Origin of the sequence: Rhizobium sp. SG570 (assembly GCF_012275345.1) — a bacterium.
GTDB lineage: Bacteria > Pseudomonadota > Alphaproteobacteria > Rhizobiales > Rhizobiaceae > Rhizobium > Rhizobium lusitanum.
On record NZ_JAAZQI010000029.1, the window covers coordinates 25,016 to 47,723 of the forward strand.

General features: G+C 60.2%; 20 protein-coding genes. 8 read left to right on the plus strand and 12 right to left on the minus strand.

Annotated elements, in window-relative coordinates; translation table 11 throughout:
* The first annotated feature begins 11 nt into the window (after positions 1-11).
* On the plus strand, positions 12-1,178 hold the full coding sequence (locus FHT28_RS33215; RefSeq protein WP_168598571.1) for a dihydrodipicolinate synthase family protein: 1,167 nt from the start codon (positions 12-14) through the stop codon (positions 1,176-1,178).
* Positions 1,179-1,185: 7 nt separating this feature from the next.
* Here the strand turns inward: FHT28_RS33215 and FHT28_RS33220 are convergent, their stop codons facing one another.
* The 9 genes from FHT28_RS33220 to FHT28_RS33260 form a co-directional block, all read right to left on the minus strand.
* Positions 1,186-2,151 carry a sensor domain-containing diguanylate cyclase gene (locus FHT28_RS33220; RefSeq protein WP_246705022.1) on the minus strand — a complete coding sequence of 322 codons (966 nt, stop codon included), beginning with the start codon at positions 2,149-2,151 and terminating at the stop codon, positions 1,186-1,188.
* A 434-nt stretch (positions 2,152-2,585) separates the two neighbouring features.
* Positions 2,586-3,626: an LLM class flavin-dependent oxidoreductase gene (locus FHT28_RS33225; protein ID WP_047559160.1), complete on the minus strand. Its 1,041-nt coding sequence runs from the start codon at positions 3,624-3,626 to the stop codon at positions 2,586-2,588.
* A 12-nt stretch (positions 3,627-3,638) separates the two neighbouring features.
* Complete coding sequence (locus FHT28_RS33230) at positions 3,639-4,577, minus strand: ABC transporter substrate-binding protein (RefSeq protein WP_168598572.1); 939 nt, start codon at positions 4,575-4,577, stop codon at positions 3,639-3,641.
* Positions 4,578-4,655: 78 nt separating this feature from the next.
* Entirely contained in the window at positions 4,656-5,600 is a 945-nt protein-coding gene (locus FHT28_RS33235; RefSeq protein WP_168598573.1) for an ABC transporter substrate-binding protein, read from the minus strand.
* A gap of 92 nt (positions 5,601-5,692) precedes the next feature.
* Positions 5,693-7,477: an amino acid ABC transporter permease/ATP-binding protein gene (locus tag FHT28_RS36760; protein ID WP_168598574.1), complete on the minus strand. Its 1,785-nt coding sequence runs from the start codon at positions 7,475-7,477 to the stop codon at positions 5,693-5,695.
* Positions 7,478-7,517: 40 nt separating this feature from the next.
* The gene (locus tag FHT28_RS33245; RefSeq protein ID WP_168598575.1) at positions 7,518-8,066 is read right to left on the minus strand and encodes a GNAT family N-acetyltransferase; all 549 of its coding nucleotides are present in this window, start codon (positions 8,064-8,066) and stop codon (positions 7,518-7,520) included.
* Positions 8,067-8,074: 8 nt separating this feature from the next.
* Positions 8,075-9,274, minus strand: a complete 1,200-nt coding sequence (locus FHT28_RS33250) for a M20 aminoacylase family protein (RefSeq protein ID WP_168598576.1) — start codon at positions 9,272-9,274, stop codon at positions 8,075-8,077.
* Between the two features lie 16 nt (positions 9,275-9,290).
* Complete coding sequence (locus FHT28_RS33255) at positions 9,291-10,640, minus strand: LLM class flavin-dependent oxidoreductase (protein WP_112442266.1); 1,350 nt, start codon at positions 10,638-10,640, stop codon at positions 9,291-9,293.
* A 25-nt stretch (positions 10,641-10,665) separates the two neighbouring features.
* Positions 10,666-11,658 (minus strand): LLM class flavin-dependent oxidoreductase, encoded by a 993-nt coding sequence (locus FHT28_RS33260; protein ID WP_037197753.1) that lies wholly within the window; start codon positions 11,656-11,658, stop codon positions 10,666-10,668.
* A 387-nt stretch (positions 11,659-12,045) separates the two neighbouring features.
* Between FHT28_RS33260 and tauA the strand changes: the two genes are divergently transcribed.
* From tauA to FHT28_RS33295, 7 genes are all read left to right on the plus strand, one after another.
* Positions 12,046-13,059, plus strand: a complete 1,014-nt coding sequence (gene tauA / locus FHT28_RS33265; protein WP_168598577.1) for a taurine ABC transporter substrate-binding protein — start codon at positions 12,046-12,048, stop codon at positions 13,057-13,059.
* A 55-nt stretch (positions 13,060-13,114) separates the two neighbouring features.
* The gene (locus FHT28_RS33270) at positions 13,115-13,903 is read left to right on the plus strand and encodes an ABC transporter ATP-binding protein (RefSeq protein ID WP_112442262.1); all 789 of its coding nucleotides are present in this window, start codon (positions 13,115-13,117) and stop codon (positions 13,901-13,903) included.
* The gene (locus tag FHT28_RS33275) at positions 13,900-14,754 is read left to right on the plus strand and encodes an ABC transporter permease subunit (RefSeq protein WP_112442260.1); all 855 of its coding nucleotides are present in this window, start codon (positions 13,900-13,902) and stop codon (positions 14,752-14,754) included. Before FHT28_RS33270 ends, FHT28_RS33275 begins: the two co-directional genes overlap by 4 nt.
* 95 nt (positions 14,755-14,849) lie before the next feature.
* Positions 14,850-15,920, plus strand: coding sequence for an LLM class flavin-dependent oxidoreductase (locus tag FHT28_RS33280; RefSeq protein WP_047639930.1), 1,071 nt, complete (start codon positions 14,850-14,852; stop codon positions 15,918-15,920).
* A gap of 262 nt (positions 15,921-16,182) precedes the next feature.
* On the plus strand, positions 16,183-16,662 hold the full coding sequence (gene mntR / locus FHT28_RS33285; RefSeq protein ID WP_037197698.1) for a manganese-binding transcriptional regulator MntR: 480 nt from the start codon (positions 16,183-16,185) through the stop codon (positions 16,660-16,662).
* Between the two features lie 213 nt (positions 16,663-16,875).
* Entirely contained in the window at positions 16,876-18,342 is a 1,467-nt protein-coding gene (locus FHT28_RS33290) for a sensor domain-containing diguanylate cyclase (RefSeq protein ID WP_168598578.1), read from the plus strand.
* Between the two features lie 122 nt (positions 18,343-18,464).
* Positions 18,465-19,274 carry a mechanosensitive ion channel domain-containing protein gene (locus FHT28_RS33295; protein ID WP_037197697.1) on the plus strand — a complete coding sequence of 270 codons (810 nt, stop codon included), beginning with the start codon at positions 18,465-18,467 and terminating at the stop codon, positions 19,272-19,274.
* 233 nt (positions 19,275-19,507) lie between these two features.
* Here the strand turns inward: FHT28_RS33295 and FHT28_RS33300 are convergent, their stop codons facing one another.
* From FHT28_RS33300 to FHT28_RS33310, 3 genes are all read right to left on the minus strand, one after another.
* Positions 19,508-20,164: a hypothetical protein gene (locus tag FHT28_RS33300; protein ID WP_037197696.1), complete on the minus strand. Its 657-nt coding sequence runs from the start codon at positions 20,162-20,164 to the stop codon at positions 19,508-19,510.
* 344 nt (positions 20,165-20,508) lie between these two features.
* Positions 20,509-21,600, minus strand: coding sequence for an LLM class flavin-dependent oxidoreductase (locus FHT28_RS33305; RefSeq protein ID WP_037197695.1), 1,092 nt, complete (start codon positions 21,598-21,600; stop codon positions 20,509-20,511).
* 126 nt (positions 21,601-21,726) lie between these two features.
* Positions 21,727-22,650, minus strand: coding sequence for a LysR family transcriptional regulator (locus tag FHT28_RS33310; RefSeq protein ID WP_168598579.1), 924 nt, complete (start codon positions 22,648-22,650; stop codon positions 21,727-21,729).
* Between the last annotated feature and the right edge of the window lie 58 nt (positions 22,651-22,708).

The following is a 22,708-nucleotide window of genomic DNA, read 5'->3' on the forward strand; positions in this document are numbered from 1 at the left end:
GGAGGATTGTCATGAGCCTGACTTTGAACCTGCCGAACTCCGATGGCGTCATTCGCGGTTATGAACTGGTGGGAACGCCTATCGCACGGCCGGCGGCACCCCCGCACTTCAATCGCATCGCTTACGCCGCCGCACATGTCGTTTCGGATCCGCGCAAGGAAACCGACCCTTGGGGCCGGCCGGCCATCGACTGGGAGGCAACGATCGCCTTTCGCCGGCATTTGTGGAGCCTCGGCTTCAAGATTGCCGAGGCAATGGATACATCGCAGCGCGGCATGGGACTGGACTGGGCCGGCGCGCAGGAACTGATCAGACGGTCGCTCGATGAGGCAAGGAACGTCGATGGAGCCGATCTCGCCTGCGGCGCCGGAACCGATCATCTCATCGCGTCCGAGGCGCGATCGCTTGATGATGTCATCAGGGCATACGAGACACAGGTCGAATATGTGGAGAAGCATGGCGGCCGCGCCATCATGATGGCGAGCCGCGCGCTTGCCCGCGTCGCAGCCTCCACTGACGATTACGCCAAGGTCTATGGTCGCATTCTCTCGCAGGCCAGGGACAAGGTCGTCCTGCACTGGCTCGGCGACATGTTCGATCCGCAACTGGCCGGCTATTGGGGCAGCGCCCAATTCGAGCCGGCGCTCGAATGCGTCTTGAGGATCATCGAGGAAAATCGCGACAAGGTCGAGGGCATCAAGATCTCGCTTCTCGACAATGCCAAGGAGGTCCAGCTTCGCACCCGGCTTCCGAACGGTGTCCTGTGCTTCACCGGTGACGATTTCAACTATGCGGAGCTGATCGAAGGGGACGGCGAGCGCTATAGCCACGCTCTTCTCGGCATTTTTGACGCCGTCGCCCCATCCGCCTCGAAGGCGCTAGCCGCACTCGCGGCCGGAGACGTAGCGACCTTCAGGTCCGTCATCGAACCCACGGTTCCCCTGTCGCGCAAGATTTTCGAGGCGCCGACGCAATATTACAAGGCGGGCGTGGTGTTTCTTGCCTGGCTGAATGGACATCAGAACCATTTCAGCCTCCCCGCCGGCATGCAATCCGCACGCGGCGTCAATCACTATGCCGAGATCTTCCGACTGGCAGACAAGGCCAATGTCCTCGACAAGCCGGATCTGGCTGTTCGCCGCATGAAGAACTTCGTGGGAGTCTTCGGTATCGAATAAAGCGCCTTCAGTCGGCTCGAGCCCACTTAGCCGGCATCACCGCATCCGTCGGCCTGAGCCAGACGACAGAAACGCGCTTTCCGGTTTGCTTGGCAAGATACATGTCGTTGTCGGCGCGTTTGACGAAGGAAGCTGACGTATCTCCCGGCCTCAAAAGCGTTACGCCGACGGCCGCCCCGACGTCCGTCAAGGCACCACCGATCGCTATCGGCTTGAAGATCCGCTCGATCGCCTCGAACAGCATGTCGCGCGCCTCGTTCAAAAGGGCAGGATCGATTTCGAACAATACGATGAACTCGTCGCCGCCAATGCGAGCTATAAAATCATGTGTTCGGAAACTGTCACGCAAACGGCTTGCAATCGTGCGGATCACTTCATCGCCGGCATCGTGGCCCATGGTGTCATTGACGATCTTGAAACCATTGAGATCGATGAAGGCAAGCGCAAGCAGCCGCTCATTCGATTCCTGCGCCGCAATCCTTTCCTTCAGCACCTCGTCGAAGCAGGCGCGGTTCGGCAGGCCGGAGAGCGCATCGGTACGTGCGGAGGCGCGAAGCGCGAGTTCGATTTCGGACTGATGGCGGACGCGCGCCGATACGTCGAGGATGATTTCCACGTCGAAAGATATGCCGTCGATCACGGTGCGCTGCGCCGATATCAAGGTCGGAATGATGTTGCCGTCCGCATGGCGGATTTCGACCTCTTCCAGCACATACGCACCATCCTCCTGCAGCAGGCGATGCCGGCGGTCGCGGGCCGGGCTGTCAATGGCTGCGCCCTTCGAAATGAGCTTCTTGCCGCGAATATCGTCCCATTTGAGCCCGGTCAGCTTGAGATAGGCGTCATTGACCTTTGCATAGCTCGACGTCTTCGCATCACTGGTCGTGATAGCGATCGCTATTGGCGCGAATTCGAACATCCGCATCAGCATTGAGGCCAGCACTTCCGGCGGCAGGATTTCGGTATCGTCCATTTGAACACCGAGAATAGTACCCAAATCGAAAGAAATGTAGACGAAAGTCCTTAAAATCTCGCTGATATCAAAGAAACATATCTAAACGCGTTCCTCGCAGCCATCGACTTCTTGCCACCGAGCGAGAAATTCGCGCCGACATCTGTTGCCTGACCGCAACAAGCGCAAAACGCGAAACTAAAAGCCAACATAAATCTCGGCAAAACGGGGAAATGAATTGAAAGAAAACAATCACTTCTTGGCGCGCGCCTCACGCACGATGCGCCGGGCGACATCCTCGCCATCGAGGCCCTGCGCCATTTATGGCCTGGATGCACATCATGCAGCATCCAGCCTCGGGCCATCCAGACCTGAATGATCGCTGACCCATATGGAAGAACGGATCGGCGTGTGCTCCCGCAGATCCCTTCCTCGGATATGCGACCCTGTGACGATCAAGATGCTGACCGGCGCAGGAGGGGTGCCGCCTTCCATCCCAACCCAGGTGCGATAATCGTCACGAAATCATGGAGGATCTGCCGATATTCTTCGTCGTGAAATTCGTACGGCAGTTCCAGCCGGAACTCGCTGACATAGGGCAGGATCGGATCGGCGTGGAGACGTTCGAGAATCTCGTCCGACGTCCCGACCAGGTCGCGCGCGAAAAGCGTTCGGCGTTCCCCCTGCGGTGAAAGCGTTCGCTCGTAGCGGCCGGCGGCATAATCGGTATAGCGCTTGCGCGTGATGGCGTCGGCGCTGTCGAACGGAACGATGACGCGACCGAGCGCCACCCGTCTCGTCTCGCCGCCGGAAGCGCGATAGGTCTCCAGCTGCCGCGATTGCGCCACGAAGAAATCGTCGGTCTCTTCGCCCGTCGTTACATTGCCGATCAGAAGATTAAAGCCGTTCTTGCCTGCCCAGGCCGCGGAACGCAACGAGCCGCCACCATACCAGATGCGATCGATCAGTCCCTTCGCATAGGGCTGGAGACGCGGACGCTGCGGACCGAAGGGCGTCTTGATGAGTGTATGCTGATCGCCGATATAGGCCCCGCGCAGATTGTCGGCAAAGCGCAGCACCCTCTGATGGGAAAAATCGTGGCTTTCCCAATCGCCATCAAAGGCGAGCGGACCAATCAGGTCGGCATGCAAGGGGCGACCCGCGCTCAGCCCGATGTTCAATCGTCCGCGCGACAGGACATCCACGGTCGCGAGATCCTCGGCGAGACGATACGGGCTTTCGTAGCCGATCGGAATGACGGCCGTCCCGAGTTCGATATGGCGCGTCCGCTGCGTTGCCGCCGCAAGAAAAGCGCTTGCCGAGGAGATGCCGGGCTCGAGATGCCGCTGGCGCACCCAGGCGCTGTCGAATCCCCTCTGCTCGCCATGCTCGAGAAGCTGCAAGGTCTGCTCCAGGCCAGCTAAAGGATCCTCATCGGGATAGTTGCCCGGTGTGAGAAAGCCGATGTGGCTGATCGATGGGGCTGGATGGCTCATTCGGCTATCTCCTCAATATTTCGGCAGGCCGGGCGGATTGGTTTCCGACTTCGCGAGGGCTTCCTCGGAGAGATGCCAGTGGTCTAGAATCTTGGCATAGGTGCCGTCGTTGATCAGCCCGTTCGTGGCAGTGGTGAGCGCTGCCGCAAGGCCGCTGCCCTTGCGTGTGGTGATCGCGACGTCCGAACGATCCGGCCAGCCCGCGCTCAAGGTGCCCACGCGTTTGATGTTCTTGTCCCGGGCAGCGATGTAGACGAGCTGGGCGTGTGGCTGCACGATGACGTCGGCCCGGTTCGACTGGAGAGCCAGAAGGCTCGCGGCATCGTCGTCGTAATATTGCAATTCGATCGGCTTCAGGCCGGCCTTGACGTCCTCATCGCTCCATTTCAGCAGGATCCGCTCCTGATTGGTGCCTGCGCCGACGATGATCCTGAGGCCGGCAGCATCCTTGGGTTCATTGATCGACGCGACCTTGCTGTCGGTCCTGACGAAAAAGCCGTGCAGACCCTGGCGATAGGTGGAGAAATCGAACTTCTCCTTGCGTTGCTCGGTGACGCCGACATTGGAGATGACGGCATCGTATTTGCCCGAGGTCAGACCGAGCGGCCAGTCGATCCAGGCAACGGGTACGAGTTCCAGCTTCAGGCCGAGCGTATCGGCAATGGCGGAGGCGTAGTCAGGATCGGCACCGACGACGGTCTTGGCATCCGTCGCGTAGGTCGCAAGCGGCGGCCCGCCGGGGGCGACAGCCACGGTGAATGTGCCCGGCGTCACAAACTTGAAGCCCTTGGGAATGGCGGCAATCGCCGCATCGTTCTTTGCCGCACGGACACGTCCGGGCTGTTGCGGACTGAGATCGAAGTCGTCGGATGCCTTCACCGGGCCAAAGCCGATCAAGGCAGTTGCCACCACGGCGGCAAGCATGGTTCTGAAGCTGGGAAGGATCGTCACGAACTCTGTATCTCCATAACAGATGAATGGGGGGCGGACCGGCGCGGGCCCCACCAACGCCGGTCCGCTCGACCAACATTACGAACCGCTTTTCGGCAGGCCCGCAGGGTTGGTCTTGGATTGATCGACCGCCTCGGCGGTCAGGCTCCAGTGCTTCAACACTTCGCCGTATTTGCCGTCCTTGATCCGATCATTGATGGCGAGCGTCAACGCGTCGGCGAGACCAGCGCCCTTCTTCGTCGTGACAGCGATTTCAGCCGTGAGCGGCCAACCGCCCGAGACGGTGCCGACAAGCTTCCTTGTGCCGTTGATGGCGGCCTTGTAGGCCTGCGTCGCGTTCGGATTGAACTCGAGATCGGCGCGACCCGACTGCAGGGCGAGATCGGCGGCGGCGCGATCGTCGTAATACTGCACGTCGATCGGCTTCAGGCCGGCCACCACGTTCTGCCGGTCCCATTCGAGAATGATCTTCTCCTGGTTGGTGCCGGCTCCGGTTATCACCTTGAGGCCCGCGACGTCCTTGGGCTCCTTGATTTCGGTGATCTTGCTGTCTGCCTTCACGTAGAACCCGAGCACGTCCCTCCGATAGGTGGAGAAGTCGAATTTCAGCTTGCGCTCCTCGGTAACCGTCACGTTGGAGATCACGGCATCATACTTGCCGGAGGAGACGCCGAGCGGCCAATCCTCCCAGGCAACTGGCACCAGCTCGAGCTGGAGACCGAGGGAATCGGCGAGCAGTTGTGCGATGTCCGGGTCAGCGCCGACAACGGTCTTCGCATCGGTGGCGTAGGTTGTGATTGGTGGATCCCAGGGGTTGATCGCCACCGTGAATTTGCCGGGATTGACGAATTTGAAGCCGGGTGCGATCGCCTTGATTGCCGCTTCATCCTTCTCCGCCCTGACGCGATTTGATGTATCCGGGCTCAGGTTGAATTTTTCGGCCGCACTGGCGACCGCGCCGCTCATCACTACAGCGGTGATGGCCCCGGCAAACACGTACTTTGCTCTATCAAAGAATGCCATGCCTCTTCTCCATTTCATCTTAAAGTTGTTGTTTTTGTCGTTATCATCCGAGTGCCCGTCACGGCCCGGCATTTTTCACCAGCTTGTGTCTGCTAGAGAACCTTGGCGAGGAATTCGCGCGTGCGCGGATGCCTCGCATCGTTGATGATCTGCGTCGGCGATCCCGCCTCGATAATGTGGCCGCCGTCCATGAAGACGACGGTATCGGCAACCTCTCGGGCAAAGCCGATCTCGTGGGTGACGATGACCAATGTCGTCCCGGTGCGGGCGAGCTCCTTGATCACGTCGAGCACTTCGCCGACAAGTTCCGGGTCAAGCGCCGAAGTCGGCTCATCGAACAGCAACACCTTCGGGCGAAGCGCCAGGGCGCGGGCGATGGCCACACGCTGTTGCTGGCCGCCGGAAAGCTGGCGGGGATAAGCATCGATCTTGTCGCTGAGGCCGACCCGTGCCAACAGTTCCCGGGCAAAGGCCACGGCCTCGTCCCGGCTCTGACCGCGCACCTGGATCGGCGCCTCGATGAGGTTTTCCAGAACGGTCAGATGCGGGAAGAGATTAAAGCTCTGAAAGACCATGCCGATATCGGTCCGGCGCTTCAGGATGTCCTTCTCCTTCAGCTCGTAGAGCACCTCGCCCTTCTGGGTATAGCCGACAAGCTCGCCGTCCACTGAGATGAAGCCATTATCGACACGCTCCAGATGATTGATGGAGCGCAACAGCGTCGACTTTCCCGAGCCGGATGGGCCGATAATGGCGGTCACGCTTCCGGCCGGCAGGCTGAGCTCGATATTGTCGAGCACTTTCAACGTGCCAAAGCTCTTCGATATGCCGTGAATAAGTACCGCCCCGCCCTTGGCGCGAAGACCCGTTACGCTCCGAAAAGTGGTCAGCGTCCCGGTGTCCACCCCGGCGCTCGTGGCAGCGACAGGCAGCGGGCGGCGGAAGCGCTGGAAAAAAGCCTGGAATGGCAATGGGGTCGGATTGCGCAGCGCGCCGCGGGAAAAATAGCGCTCGATATAGTGCTGGGCGATCGACAGAACCGTCATGATGACGAGATACCAGACCGTCGCCACCATCAGCAGTGGGACGACCTCCAGATTGCGGCGGTAGATGACCTGCACCGTGTAGAAGAGTTCCGGCAGGGCCAGCACGTAGACCATGGATGTGCTCTTGGCGAGACCGATGATCTCGTTGAAGCCTGTGGGAAGGATGGAGCGCATGGCCTGCGGCAGAACGATGCGGAACGCCTGACGTCGGCGCGGCAGGCCAAGCGCGGCCGCGGCTTCCAGCTGCCCCTGGTCGACCGACAGGATGCCGCCGCGAACGATTTCTGCGAAGAAGGCCGATTGGTTCAGTGTCAGCCCGAGGAAGGCCGCCGCAAACGGCGTCAGGAGTTGCGTCGTTGGATAGTCGAACAACACCTTGTCGGTAAAGGGGATGCCGACGGAGATCGTCTCGTAGAGATAGCCGAGATTGTTGAGCACGAGCAGCAGCACGATCATGGGGATCGAGCGCAACAGCCAGATATAGCCCCAGGAGAGACCGGAAAGCAGCGGCGATTTCGACACACGGGCCAGAGCCAGGGCCGTGCCGAGGATGGAGCCGGAAACGGCCGCGAGTGCGGTCAGAAGCAACGTCCTGCCGAGGCCCACGAGCACCGGCTCGGCAAAGAACCACTCGGCGAACACCCCCCAGCCCCAGCGGGGATTGGTGAAGGTGGAATAGAGGACGGCGGCAAGAACGAAGGTGGCAAAGATCGTCCCGGCGGTACGGCCGGGATGCCGTGCCGGCACGATACGATAGCGCGCATAATCAGTCTTCGTCTCGTTTGTTCCGGCGGCGGGATCGATACCCGCAAAGTCCGTTGTCAGCGCCATGATGCTTGCCCCTTATGATTATCGTTGCTTCAATCCGCCGTCAGCGTCCAGCGGCGGCCAGCCGCTGCGGTGATCCGGAGGTCTCGACTGAATAGGATGGCGCCAGATGGCTGACGTCCTTCTCGAAAGGCAGGCTCTTGTAGATTTCAGGATCGACCGATGTATCGAAGAGAGCGGTGTAGCCGTTGTTCAGATAGAGGCCGACGGCCTCCGGTTGGCGGAAACCGGTCGTCAGGTAGATGCGCTGATAGCCTTGCCGCGCTGCCTGCTCCTCAAGCTCGACCAGGAGCTTGCGCGCCAACCCTTGACGCCGGAGGTCATGCCGCGTCCAGATGCGCTTGAACTCGGCAGTCCGGTCGTCATAGTGCTTGAACGCCCCGCCGCCGATCGTCTCGCCGTTACGCACGAGAAGCAGGAAATTGCCGTTCGGCGGCGCGAAGGCCTCCGGCGGATAGCGGTTCAATTCGGCGGCTGCGCCGTCGGCGTTGAAATAGTTGCCGTAGCGGCTGTCATATTCGAAAATCAATTCGTCGATCAGCGGCTTGGCGCGCGGGTCCAGCGTGGTCGTATAAAGAAACGTGTCGCTCATGTCGTTCGTCACCTGTTGTCATCCGCGAGGAAAGTTTCGGCGAGCCGCACCCAGTAGCGGGCGGCGGGCGCGATGATGGCGTCATTGAAATTGTATTGGGCGCTGTGCAGCGGGGCGCTGTCGCCATTGCCAACGAAGAGGTAGCTTCCGGGTTTGGCCTCCAGCAGGAACGCAAAATCTTCGCTTGCCGTGCGCGGCCGGAAATCCGCTTCGATGGCAGCCGAGCCAAGCGCCTGCACTGCCACGCCGCGGGCAAAAGCAGTCTCGTCGGCATGGTTGACCAGCGCCGGAAAGCCCAGGCGATAGTTGACCTCCGCCACCGCGCCAAAACTTTCCGCCTGCGCGCGGGCAAGCGCGGGGATACGCTCCTGAAGCGTCACGCGCACCTGTTCGCTGAAGGCGCGCATGGTGAGCTTCAACTCCACGCTTTCCGGAATGACGTTCGATGCGGAGCCGGCATGAATGGAGCCCACAGTCGCAACAGCCATGTCCTGCGGGTCGATGTTGCGCGAGACCACGCTCTGCAGAGCCGTGATGAAGGAAGCCGACGCCAGCACCGGATCGACAGCCCGATGCGGCTCGGCACCATGACCGCCCTTGCCGACGATCTTGATCACAGCCTGGTCGACGGAGGCCATGGCGGGACCGGCAACGAAGCCGAATTGCCCCTCGGGAACACCGGGCCAATTGTGCAGGCCGAAGACGGCCTCGACCGGAAAGCGATCGAAAAGCCCTTCCGACAGCATCTTGCGGGCGCCCGCGCCGATCTCTTCAGCCGGCTGGAAGATCAGCCGAAGCGTGCCGTTGAACTGGCTGCTTTCGGCGAGATAGCGCGCGGCGGCGAGCAGGATGGACGTGTGTCCGTCATGGCCGCAGGCATGCATGACACCGGGATTGCTGCTCGCATAGTCAAGCCCGGTCGCCTCATCGATCGGCAGGGCATCCATGTCGGCGCGGATGCCGAGGCTGCGCTTCCCATCGCCCCGCTTCAGGGTGGCGACAACGCCGGTTCCGGCTATGCCGGTGGCGACCTCATAGCCCCAGTCGGTCAGCAGCGACGCCACCCGCTTGGAGGTGCGGTGCTCCTGAAAGGCCAGTTCGGGGTATTGATGCAGATCGTGCCGCAGCGCGATGATCTCATCGAGATAAGCGGCAATCCCCTTCTCGACGGGATCATTGAGCGAAGCGGTATTGACGATGGCGTTCATGGGGATCGGTCCGGGCTCAGGCGCCGACGGCCTTTGCAGGTTCGATATGATCGGATTGCGCCACATGACGGCTCTCGCGGAACGGCAGGCCGAGATGGTCGCGCAGCGTCTCGCCCTTCAGCTCCGGATCGAAATAGCCGCGCCTCGTCAGGATCGGCAGGACATGCTTGGCGAAGTCGTCGAAGCCTTCCCCGATGACCGGGAAGCCGAGGATGAAACCGTCGGCACCTTCCTGATCCACCCAGCGGATGATCTCATCGGCAATGTGTTCGGCAGTCCCGATGAAGGCGGTGCGGGGCGTTGCGGCGTCGAGCGCCACTTCGCGAAGCGTGAGCCCTTTCTCCCGCGCCGTTTTCTTGATGCGATCGGTCGTGGCGCGGAAGTTGTTGCGGCCGATATCGCCGAGATCCGGAAATGGCTCGTCCAGCGGATAGGCGCTGAAATCATGGTGGTCGAAGAAGCGACCGAGATAGGCCAGCGCCTCTTCGACTGTAACGAGATTGCGGATTTCCTGATACTTGGCCTCCGCCTCCTCCTGCGTCGCACCGACGATCGGGCCGATGCCGGGAAAAATGCCGACCTCGGCCGCGCTGCGGCCATGGGCGATCGCGCTCTGCTTGACTTGCTTGTAGAAGACCTTGGCATCCTCAAGCGGGCCGCCATTGGTAAAGACGGCATCGGCGTGCTTGCCGGCAAGCCTGATGCCGGAATCGGACGCACCGGCCTGGAAGACCACGGGCTGTCCTTGCCTGGATCGGCCGATATTCAGCGGTCCTTCGATACGGAAGAAGCGTCCCTTGTGATTCAGGCGATGCAGCTTGGTCTTGTCAGCGTAAACGCCCGTTTCGCGGTTGCGCGGGAAGGCATCGTCATCCCAGGAGTCCCACAGGCCCTTGGTGGCATCGAGATATTCGTCTGCGATCTCATAGCGCAGCTCGTGTTCGGGATGCTCTCGGCTGTAGTTGCGGCCGGAGCCTTCGAGCGGGGAGGTCACGGCATTCCAGCCGGCGCGACCGCCGCTGATGAGATCGAGCGAGGCGAATTGGCGGGCAATGGTGAAGGGATCGCTGTAGGACGTCGAGACCGTGCCGACCAGACCGAGCTTCGTCGTAAAGGCGGCAAGCGCCGACAGGATGGTCAGTGGCTCGAACCGATTGAGGAAATGCGGGATCGACTGCTCGTTGATGTAAAGGCCGTCCGCGACGAAGGCGAAGGCGATGCCGGCCTCTTCCGCCTTACGGGCCGTCTTGACGAAAAAGTTGAGATTGGTGCTGGCATCAGCCGGGACGCTCGGATGCTTCCAGGCATTCATGTGGCCGCCTGGGCCTTGCAGCATGATACCGAAGGTGACGTGTTTTTGAGCCATGATTGATCCTCCTGGGACAGGCTGTTCAGGCAACGAGGGAAAGCCGCTCTTTGGCGAGCAGTTCAATTGAGGTGAGCCGTTCCGCCGCCGTCAGCGCCGGCGTATCGAGCACGAACTCCTCGACGCCGTAACGGCGGTGCAGCGCATCGAGTTCGTCACGGATCTGCGCGGCCGTGCCATGCAGCACGCTCGGGACCTTTTCTTCCGTGCGATAGTCCGTGACACCGGCTTGACGAGCGAATTCCGCCGCCTGCTCCAGGCTGCCGACATTGACGCTTTGGCCGTTGGGCAGGAAAAGCTTGACGATGCGAAGCTGGCCGACGCGCTCGCGAGCATGGGCCTCGCTTTCAGCGGCAAAGGCTGCGAGCGCCAGGATCGGAACCTTGCCACCTGTCGCACGCCCATATGCCTCGAAGGTCTTATTCAGATTCTCGGGATCGCCGTTCAGATGGCCGGCGAAAACCAGCTTCCAGCCCTTCTCCGCCGCAAGCTCGGCGCTCTCGACGCTGGCGCCGAGCAGGAAGCGTTCCGGCGAGCGCGGCGGAAACGGTGTCGCCAAAGCGCCATCAGAATGGGGATCGGCAGCGAGATAGCCATTCAGGTCGGAGAGTTGCTCGGCAAAACTCGGCTTCCGTTCCGGATCGATGGCGACCTGCAATGCGCGTGTCGACAGCGGAAAGCCGCCTGGCGCCTTGCCGACACCGAGATCGATGCGGCCGGGCGCGAGCGAGGCCAGGAGATTGAATGCCTCGGCGACCTTGTAGGAACTATAGTGTTGCAGCATGACGCCGCCGGAGCCGATGCGGATCTTCGAGGTTCTGGCGAGAAGATAGGCGATCAGCACTTCCGGTGCCGAACTTGCAAGGCTCGCCATGTTGTGATGCTCGGCGACCCAGAAGCGGTGATAGCCGAGTTCTTCGGCTCTGACGGCCAATCGCGTCGTGGCGCCGAGCGCATCGGTGGCGCTGAGCCCCTGCTCGATCGGGCTCTTGTCGAGAAGGCTGAGGAGATAGGACATGCCGTTTCGTTTCATCCATGTTTGCGCCGAATGACGATCATTGGCGCCATAATCTATAAAAAACATAGATTTTGCTGAATTTAAGAAACAGCTTTCTTTTTCTTCATGCGGATGCGGAAAAAATAAGCAGCCGATTAAAGGGGCGGCAAGCGGATTTGCAGAGGTCGACTGGGGCAACATCCATGGGAAGCGAGGCTCCCATCAACCCGCGCTTTTGCTTTCGGAAAGATGCCAACGCTGCAGCGCCGGTCATTTCAGACAAACAATTCCCCTTATAGTCTATAAAAATAGTTTGTTATTTCTATCGATATTCCACCCTTCTTCGCTAGGCTCGGATCATTGAACTCAGGGAGCGCCGGAAAGTATGGTCCGGCCAAAGGGATAAACATGAACCTCAAGAATCTGTTCGCCGCGGCCGTCGTCGGCCTCGCCAGCATTTCAACGGCAACGGCTGCAGCCGCAGCCGACAAGAAAGTCGTCGTCGGCTATCAGACTGATGCTCTGCCTTCTTCCGTCGCCATCGCCAACGGCGATTTCGCCAAGGCAACCGGATATCAGATCGATTTCCGCAGGTTCAATTCCGGCGCGGAAATCTTTGCGGCTATCGCCTCGGGTGATGTTCAGATCGGCTACGTGGGCTCCAGCCCGTTTGCGGCGGCCGCATCGCGAGGCCTCGAGGTCAAGGCCTTCTACCTGTCGTCGATCTCGGGCGTCGACGAAGCGCTTGTGGTGCGTAACGGCTCGGCCATCAATACGCTCGCCGATCTCAAGGGCAAGAAGCTAGCGGCGGCACCAGTTTCCACCGACCATTACCAGCTGCTCGCCCTTATCAAGTCTCTCGGCCTGACGGAAAAGGACGTGCAGGTCTTCGCCATTCCGCAGCCGGAAATCGTCGCAAGCTACAATCGCGGCGATATCGATGGCGGCTTTGTCTGGGACCCGGCGCTGACCGAGCTGAAGAAGAACGGCAAGGTGCTGGTGACCTCCAAGGATGTGGCAGACAAGGGCGCACCCACCTTTTCCGCCTGGGTGGCAACGTCGAAATTTGCCGCAAGCGATCCGCAATTTCTGAAAGCCTTCGCTTCCGTGATCAACAAGTACTACGCTTCCTTCGCAGCCGACAAAGCGGCATGGGGGCCGGACAGCGACAACACCAAGGCCCTTGCCAGGCTTCTTGGCGGAACGGCGGAACAACAGGCTGCGGCGCTGAAGAACCTCACCTTGCTGACACCAGACGTTCAGGCATCGGCAGCCTGGCTCGGTGGCGGCGACCAGTCGGGAGCCGCAAAGATCCTGAAGGACACCGCCACCTTCCTGAAGGGCCAGGGCAAGGTCTCCGAAGTTCTGCCGAACTACAGCGCCTTCGTCACGCCCGACGCGCTTCTCAGCGCCAGCAACTGATCCTCCCCAACGCCGGTGCGGCGGGCGTGCCGGCGTCGAACGTCCGAGAGAAGACATGCTTCAAGTCGATCATGCCAGCGTATTTTTTGCAGCGCGCGACGGCCGAACCGTTCACGCGCTCGATCGCGTATCCTTCAATATTCCGGAGCGCGGTATCGTCGTTGCGCTGGGGGCATCGGGATGCGGCAAATCCACCTTGCTGAATGCGATCGCGGGTTTCCTGCCGCTTTCAGAAGGAACGATCACGCTCGACGGCAGATCCGTTACCCGCCCCGGAGCCGATCGCGGCGTCGTCTTCCAGAAGGATTCGCTGCTCCCCTGGAAATCCGTGGTCGATAACGTGGCTCTTGGTTTGCAGTTTGCGGGGTTGGGACGACGAGAACGCCGAGATCGCGCCTTCGAGTTGCTGCGGCTCGTCGGATTGACCGACTTCGCCAATGCCTTTCCCTACGAACTTTCGGGCGGCATGCGGCAGCGTGTCGGCATTGCCCGTGCGCTCGCCCCCGATCCCGACATATTGCTGATGGACGAGCCCTTCGGCGCGCTCGACAGCTTGACGCGCGAGCAGATGCAGGAGCTGCTGGTCTCGGTTTGGGCCAGAACTGACAAACGTATTTTCTTCATAACCCATTCGATCGAGGAGGCCTTGTTCCTCGGTACCGAGCTGCTGGTCATGTCTCCGCGACCGGGCCGCGTCGTTGCCCGCTTCGAGCTTGATTTCGTGCATCGCTTTGCCGCCAGCGGCGACACGAAGTCGATCCTCGCATCGCCCGAATTTACCAATCTTCGCGAAGAAATTCGCGCTATCCTTCACAATGCGGATGATTTCAGGAGCGCGGCATGAGCGATATCATCGAGGCGCGCCCAATCACGGCTTCACAGCAGGAGGCGGAACCGAAGCTCGTGCGAATGCCGAGCTTCGGTGTCGCCGACAAGCCGACCATTGCCATCAGCATCGGTGCCGCCATCGCCTGTCTTGGTCTGTGGTGGCTTGTCTCCAGGCTCGGTCTGGTTTCCCATCTCTTCCTGCCACGGCCCGACGAGGTATGGACGCAGATCGGCGTCGTCTATCGTGACGGCTATGCCGGCGCGTCACTATCCGAGCATATTTTCGCAAGCCTGTTTCGCATCGTCGTCGCGGCGGCAATCGCAATTGTGGTCGGCATTCCCGTCGGTCTGCTGATGGGTCTCAATCGTTGGGCAAAAGGCATCCTTGACACGCCGATCGAGTTCTATTGGCCGTTGCCGCCTTTGTCCTACCTGCCGCTGATGATCATTTGGCTCGGCATAGGCGAGACCTCGAAAATCACGCTTCTGGTTCTCGCCATGTTCGCGCCGATCTGCCTCTCGGCCCAGGCCGGCGTCCGGTCGCTTCCGCTCGAGCGCGTCAACGCGGCCCGTTCGCTCGGCGCCAGCCGGTTGCAGCTCTTCATCTCCATCGTCCTGCCCTCAGCCCTGCCGGAAATCCTGACGGGTGTCAGGATCGCCTTCGGCATCGGCTGGGGCACGCTTGTCGCCGCCGAGCTCATCGCCTCGACCCGCGGCATCGGTTTCATGATCATGTCGGCATCGCAGTTCCTCGCCACCGACGTCGTCTTCGTCGGCATCGGCATCATCGCGATCTGCGCCTTCGCCTTTACGGCTGGCATCCGCATTCTGGAGGCCGTTCTCGTTCCGTGGAAAGGCAAGCTCTAACCGAATGATCTCGGTACGATCAAAGGACTGATCCATGGCAGCCCTCACCGGGGATCTCCCATCCAATCCATACAGACCTGCAGGCCCAGACAGACATGAGCAGCAATAGCGAGTTTCTTTGGTATATTCCCAATGACGTCAACCCTGGCCACCGTGGCGATTCAGCAGTCGAAAACCACAACAGCCTGCAAACGCTGACGGCCCACGCCAAGGCACTGGAAGACCACGGCTGGAAAGGCGCGCTGATCGGCACCGGTTGGGGCCGGCCCGATACGTTCACCGTCGCGACCGCACTTGCCGCAGCCACAACCACCTTTGAACCTCTTATCGCAATTCGTCCTGGTTATTGGCGGCCAGCGCACTTTGCCTCCGCCGCCGCCACGCTCGACCACCTGAGCGGTGGCCGCGTCCGCGTCAACGTCGTGTCGGGCAAGGACAATCTTTCCGCCTACGGTGACAGCGAGGGCGATCAGGCGCATCGCTACGCCCGCACCAAGGAATTCATGCGGCTGGTTCGCAGGCTCTGGACCGAAGAGAACGTCACCTATGAAGGCGAACATTTTGGTGTCACCGAATCCACAGTGGCACCGCGTATCCAAAGTCGCGGCGATCGTCGACATCCCAAGCTCTATTTCGGTGGCGCCTCGGAGGCAGCCGAGCGGGTTTCCGCCACCGAGGCCGACGTCCAGCTCTTCTGGGGCGAGCCGCTGGACGATGTTCGCGAGCGGATCGAGCGGCTGAAGATATTAAGCAGGCAGTTGGACCGCGACCTCGCTCCGCTGGAATTCGGATTGCGGATCACCACGCTGGTGCGCGACACCACCGAACAGGCTTGGGCCGACGCCGAGGCGAAAGTCGCCGAAATGGCGAAGATCAAGGGGGCCGGCTGGAACGATCATCGGCAGTCGATCGCAGTCGGCCAGCGGCGGCTGCTCGATCTGCATGCGCGCGGCGATGTCCTCGATGACAATCTCTATACGGCGCCTGGCAAATTCGGCGGCGGTGGTGCCGGCACCACTTGGCTGGTCGGTTCGGCCGCCGACGTCGCCCGTTCGCTGCTCAAATATCGGGACCTCGGCATCACCCATTTCGTCCTCTCCGACACACCGTATTTGTCGGAGATCGCTCGGCAAGGCGATCAACTCCTACCGCTGCTGCGTGACTGACGCGACGAGACGACATCAATTTTTGGATAGCGCGTTCTGACGGCTGAACTGTCGTCCGACGGACATGGATTTGACCATTTCGGAGAGTGAATTGCTCAGGGAGGTTGTTCAGCGCGGAACATCTCCCCCGAGCAATGTTCCGATTCCTGCACCGGATAGTCGTTGATCGCATGCCGGTCGGGGTTTCATAACGAATGTGATTTATTTATAGTCGAGGCTAAACATTATCACGTTGCTCTTAATCTTCTGGAGGTGAGCCGCCTTGACGAAACTGCCCGCAACCCCGGAAAGCCGACTTGCATCGACAGAAATCGAGTCGCATGCCGAGGCTTTCCAGAAAAGCCGTGAAGACCGACGTACGGAATTGATGGAGGACTACGTCGAACTGATCGCCGATCTGATAGAGCATGCGGGCGAAGCGCGCCAGACCGATATCGCACAGCGTCTTGGGGTCACGCAGCCGACGGTCGCCAAGATGCTCAAGCGTCTGGCGGAGGAAAATCTGATCACCCAACGCCCTTATCGCGGCGTCTTTCTGACAGAAGAGGGACAACGTCTCGCGGCGGCCACACGTCGCCGCCATGAGGTCGTCGAGGCCGTGCTATGCCGTCTCGGCGTCGATCCCGATACCGCAAGAAACGATGCTGAAGGCATTGAACATCATGTCAGCGAGAAGACGCTCGAGGCATTCGAACGCTTTCTCAAGACTCAACAGGCCGTAGTGCGGCCGCCGATCGCCTGAGTTTGGCAAGCCATGGGGTTGAATTCCCTTCCCTGCCCGTTCCGGCAGGAATGAGCTGAGATGGGTGTGAAAATAGCTTGCCCGCGATCTGCAGGCTTGACCAATCATCCAGTGTCAACGCAAGCTTTACAAATGGTCGCTAAGCAGAACTTGGTGAATTGCCGGTCTTCGTGCTTGATATACTGATTTTATTGCCGGCGCAGGGAATTACAAATGAACGCCCAGAATTTCAGCGCCACCGTATTCGATCTTGCTCCCGTCGCCATGTGGTTGGAAGACTTCAGCGGCGTCAAGGAACAGTTCGAACTCTGGCGCACGGAGGGCGTGACTGACCTGCGCGCCCATCTGCTCGCCGATATCAGGCGCGTCGAGACATGCTCGCAAAAGATACGGGTCCTTGCGGTCAACGCCAAGACACTGGAATTGTTCGAGGCGCAGTCCTTCGAGGCACTAGTCGGCGGGCTTTCGAACGTCTTCAGGGACGAAATGCTCGAAAGCCATGTGAACGAACTGCTCGCGCTTTGGGAGGGCAAGACCGAATTCTCCGGCACGGCCGTCAACTACACGCTGGCAGGCCGCAGACTCGACATCCAGCTTCGCGGCATCATTCTGCCGGGACACGAAACGTCATGGAACAGATTGCTGCTGACGACCGAGGACGTGACCGCACGCGAAGAGGCACGGCGACAGGAAGAACGGCAGCGCCGTTACGCGGAAGGGATGTTCGAACATTCGCCGGTATCCCTGTGGGTCGAGGATTTCAGCCGCATCAAGGTTCTGCTCGACGAAATCCGCGGCCGCGGCATCGTCGATTTCCAGGTATTTCTCGACGTTCACCCAGAATTCGTCCGGCAATGCATGAGCGAGATCAGCGTGCTTGATGTCAATCAGGCTACGCTCGATCTTTTCTGCGCACCGGATCGCCAAACCCTGCACCAGCGGATCGGTGAAGTGTTCCGTGACGACATGGAAAAACACTTTCGCGGTCAATTGGTGGAATTGTGGAACGGGCACCTGTTCCATCAGCGTGAAGTCCTGAATTATGCCCTTGATGGCTCGGAACGCCACGTTCTCCTCCAGTTTTCCGTTTTTCCGGGCTATGAACGCGACTGGTCGCTGGTTCAGGTCGCCCTGACCGACATCACCGCCCGCAAGAAGGCGGAAGCCTATCTCGAATATCTCGGCAAGCACGATGTTCTGACCAAGCTCTACAACCGCGCCTTCTACACGGAGGAGCTTAATAGGCTGGAACGCAAATCGCTTCGGCCGGTGTCGGCCGTCATCATCGACCTGAACGGACTGAAGGAGGCCAACGACGAGAGCGGGCACGATGCCGGCGACTCCCTGCTGCGTCGCATGGGAGAAGTGCTGAGCAGCGTCGTCTCCCTGCCGAACCATGCCGCTCGGATCGGCGGCGACGAATTTGCCGTTCTCATGCCCGGCGCGGACGAAGTCGCGGCTGCCTCGATGGTCGAGACGATCAATGAGCTGTTGAAAATCAACAATCAGTTCTATTCCAGCGCGCCGTTGAGCGTTGCCGTTGGCGTCGCAACGAGTCAGAGCGGAGAGACCATGGAAGCGATGATCAAGCGCGCGGATCTCGGCATGTATGAGGATAAGAAGACCCACCACGCCGCCGCAGCCGTTCGCAGTGCTCATCGCGCAATGCATGGCGTCTAGCGTAACGCGTCGATTTCCCCTCCGCAGTGCTGGCCGAGGGCGCCCACCCCGGAGCCGACGATCGCTCAGGAACAAAAGCCGCCACGTGTCATTTGGCTTTTTGGAAAAGATGGAGCTCTCAAATGGAAGATCAAACGGCCAACGTTGTCGTCGCCGCTCGAACTGCCCTTAACCAGGCCTCGGCACTTGCCGTTCAGTATGGCTTTTCGATCCTGGGCGCGATCGTTCTCTTGATTGGGGGCTGGATTCTCGCCGGAGCCATCAGCCGCTCGGCCTATCGCGTTATCTCGCGTGTCCGTGGCATCGATGAAACGCTGGCGAGCTTCTTCCAGAACCTCCTGCACTACAGCCTGCTTATACTGGTGTTCATCACCGTCCTTGGTCAGTTCGGCGTTCAGACCGCTTCCATTATCGCCACTCTCGGTGCCGCCGGTCTGGCGATCGGCCTGGCGCTTCAGGGCACGCTTCAAAACATTGCCGCGGGTATCATGCTGTTGGTGCTGCGTCCGTTTCGGGTCGGCGAATATATCGAGACGGTTAACGTCAAGGGATTCATCAGGGACATCGGGCTCTTCGCAACGGAGATGAAGACGGCCGACGGTCTCTATCTCATGGCGCCGAACTCCACGCTCTGGAACACACCCATCATCAATCATAGCCGTGAGCCTAATCGCCGCCAGGAATTGTCGCTCGCTTTTGGCAATGAGGTCGACACGGATCTCGCTCGCAAAACCATTTTCGATGTTCTGAAGGCGGATCAACGCATCCAGACCAAGCCTGCGCCAGTGGTCTATTTCGACGATTTCGCCGCCGATCAAACGGTGATGAAAATCGAATATTGGACCATCACCGCCGTCTGGACGCAAACGCGCCATGACATCATCGCGCATCTCAAATCACGGCTTGCGGCGGCGGATATCCCGATCAAATAGCGAAAGCCCGGCGCAGGCGGCCTGCCAATCAGATCCGCGGTTTTTCGGGTCGGTTGCTTTACGACTGAACCTGCCGCCGGCAGGGAGTTGAACCAACGGCAGGCTCTAATAGGGCAAATGCGCCCCGTGCAGGATCAAGCGATCTTGCTGTCCCTAAACTGCAGCACGAGATATTTGTTCCCGTCGCACTCAAAATCCGCAGGTGTCGCCAATTCCACGGCGCACGTCCTTGCCTACCACTTGATGCGGTAGTCGAAACGCACATCGCCAGTTGGCGCCATCGTCAGCGGATTCGTGAAGGAAGCGGAGAAATTGAGGTTCGATGCCAGCGGCTGCTGGAACACAACCGTGCTCGAGAAGACGCTGTCGCCATCCATCAGATTGCCGCTCGCCGAGATGGACGTCCCCGTCCAGGGAACGGCAATCGCCACCGCCTGCGTCGCGGTGATCGACGTCGGCCCATTCCTTGCGCCCACATAGTTCACGTTCAGAGACCTCGATGTGCGCATGTCCAGATTGTCTGACACAATCCAATTTCGCGAGCGGCCGAGATAGAGCATGCCACTGCCATTGAGCGCATCCACCCGCAAGGCGACTTCACGCCGCGAGACGGTGGCGAAGCGGCTGCGATCGTCGACCGCTCTTCCCCAGAGGGTTGCAAGCTCGCTGCTGCGCAAGATCGTTCCGCCTGCCGTGCCGCCCAAGCCAAGATCGACACCTGCACTCATTTCCCACGCCATCGGCAGTCGAAAGCCCAGCGTCGTCTTGTAGGTCTGAGGTGCGACCTTTACCGGCGACCAGATCATAAGATCACTGGCATTGGCGGCCTGCGACAGCGCCATCACGCTTGCAAGAACGCCAAGAAAGGCGCGCTGTGCAAAAAAACTCATTCATAAACCCATTTATCTCTGCCCCGGCGCAACGACGCTGAGGGCGCACTAAGACAACAGCCGAACGCGCAGCAGATGCCGCATTCCAGCCTCGGATTGATTTTCTCGGTTAAGCGCCCGGAATCAAAGCGCAGCGGAGCCCATAGCTTAGGCGTCCGGTCGAAGGAACGTCGCCACTGCAAACCAGCAGCACCTTCGCTTAAACGATCCCATCCACCACCACGCTTGTAAACCCCTTGGGCTCATGTTTTTCGCTGCGGTGCACATTTGCCGCACATCATGACAATGCCTGGGATCGCCGATGCTCTCCAGGGCGACTGCGATCGAAAGCTGGCTCCGCCGCTCTATTCCGCCCGAAGCCCGGCCCTCTTCAGCAACGGAAGCACCCGATCGCAAAAATAGGGGAGCTCCTGGGTGTAGTTGACGAACGACAAGGCGATGCCTGCATAGCCTTGCTCGGCAATCGCGATCATCTCGTCCGCGATCCGCTCCGGCTTGCCGATGAGAGGATAGCTGCCGGCCCCGCCGGCGAAGCGCTGTCGATAGCGCTCATAGGCCTCGCGATCATGAGATTGCGAAAACTCCTTCTTGCCGGCCATGTGCTGGTCGACGGCGGCATGATCGGCCATGGTGACGGCATAGCGGGTGTAATAGTCCTCTGCCTCAGCCTGTGTCTCACGGCAGACGACATGGCATACCGTATAGACGCCGACCTGCCTGCCGTTCCTTTCCGCGCGCTCGCCGATATCGGCCACATGCCTTCCGGCCTCGGCGATCTCGGTAAAGGTGGTGAAGAGATAGTCGCAATGGCTGGCAGCGAAATCCCGGCCGGGACCGCCGAATGCGGCATTCATCGTCACGGGGCGCGGCGTCTGCAGGCTCGCCGGCCGGCTGACGGCCTCCTTCAAACTGTAGTAGGTTCCGGCATAATCGAGCGGCTCGTCGGAGGCATAGAGCTTTTCGACGATCTCAAGCCATTCCGCCGCCTGATCGTAGCCCTTCTCGACCAGCGGCACGCCGAACATGCCGAACTCCTTCGGGTTCCAACCGCAGACGATATTGAGCCCTGCCCGCCCCTGGCTGATGTGATCGACCGTCGCAAGCGACTTTGCCGCATAAAGCGGGTGGACGAGCGGTACATGCACCGTCATGAACAGGCCGATCCGCTCGGTCGCGGCCGAAAGGGCTGCTGCCCAGGTGAAGGTTTCGAAAGACCATTCCCGCACCCGGTTCTTGCCGCCGAAGCCACGCCAGCGGGCGATCGGCAGGAAGAACTCGAGGCCGGCCCGGTCGGCGATCTGTGCGGCGGTCAGATTGTCCTGCCAGCCAGCCGTCCAACGCTCCGGTACGTCGGTAATCGCCAGGCCGCCGTCGGCGTTCGCCGAAAACACGCCAAGCTTCAGCCGGTTCGGTCCCTTCAGCGGATGCGTCTTCATGCTGGCCTCTCCTCCGACCTCATCTTGCAGCGCCCCGGCAACCGGCAACGATGCGACAAGCAAAGGTGTGACGCGCGCCGAAAAGAATTTCAAGCCTAAAATTTATTGCATGGCCGCCACACAAGACTATGTCGCATTGGCCGCTGCTCGTGACGGAGGCGTCACCTGGCTCAGCAGCCAATCCTGAAAAAGCATCGCGATCTCGTTGGTCTGCCTCTTTTCCGGCATGACGATATAATAGCTGTTCTCGGTCGGCATCGGCAGATCGAACAAAGGTAAAAGCACGCCCGTCTTCAATTCCTCTTCGATCAGATAGGTGGGCAGGAGCGCAACACCGAGCCCGGAAATGGCTGCGGCGATGATCATCGAAAACTGATCGAACCGGGCGCCGGGATAGGCATGCTCCGTCGGCAATCTCTGCAGATCGAACCACTGCGCCCAGAGCTTGGGACGTGTTGTCAGATGCAGCAGCGGCGCATGTGACAGATCCTCCGGACCGCCGAGATTCAATCGTCCGGCAAGCTGCCGGCCAGCGACCGGCAGGACGGTCTCGTTGCAAAGAAATGTCGCAACAGCGCCGGCCCAGGCCGGCAGGCCGTAGTGAATAGCGAGGTCGAAATTATCCTCGTCGAAACTGAAGGGCTTGGAGCGCGACTCCACCGTGATCGCGACATCGCGATGCTCCTCGAGAAAATGGCCGAGGCGTGGCACCAGCCATCGCGTGCCGAAGGTCGGCAAGGTAGCAACCTTCAGCGACAATTTCATCTGGCCTGCCGCGACGGCGCCGATCATCAGACGCTCCGAGCGAAGGAGCAGGTCCTTTACCTCAGGCAGCAGACGAAGCCCGGCTTCCGAAAGCACGACACGCTGCCTCACCCGTTCGAAGAGCTTCAACCCGGTTTGCTGCTCGAGATCGCTGATCTGCCGGCTGACGGCGCTTTGGGTTAGATTCAGTTCTTCGGCGGCACGCGAAAAATTCTGGTGCCGCGCCGCACATTCGAACGCCTGCAGATTGACGATATCGGGGACGAGGCGTCGGCGCATGATCATTCCATTTCAGCATCAAGTTAGAATTTTCTCTCACAACACCGAGCGCCAGACAAGAGTT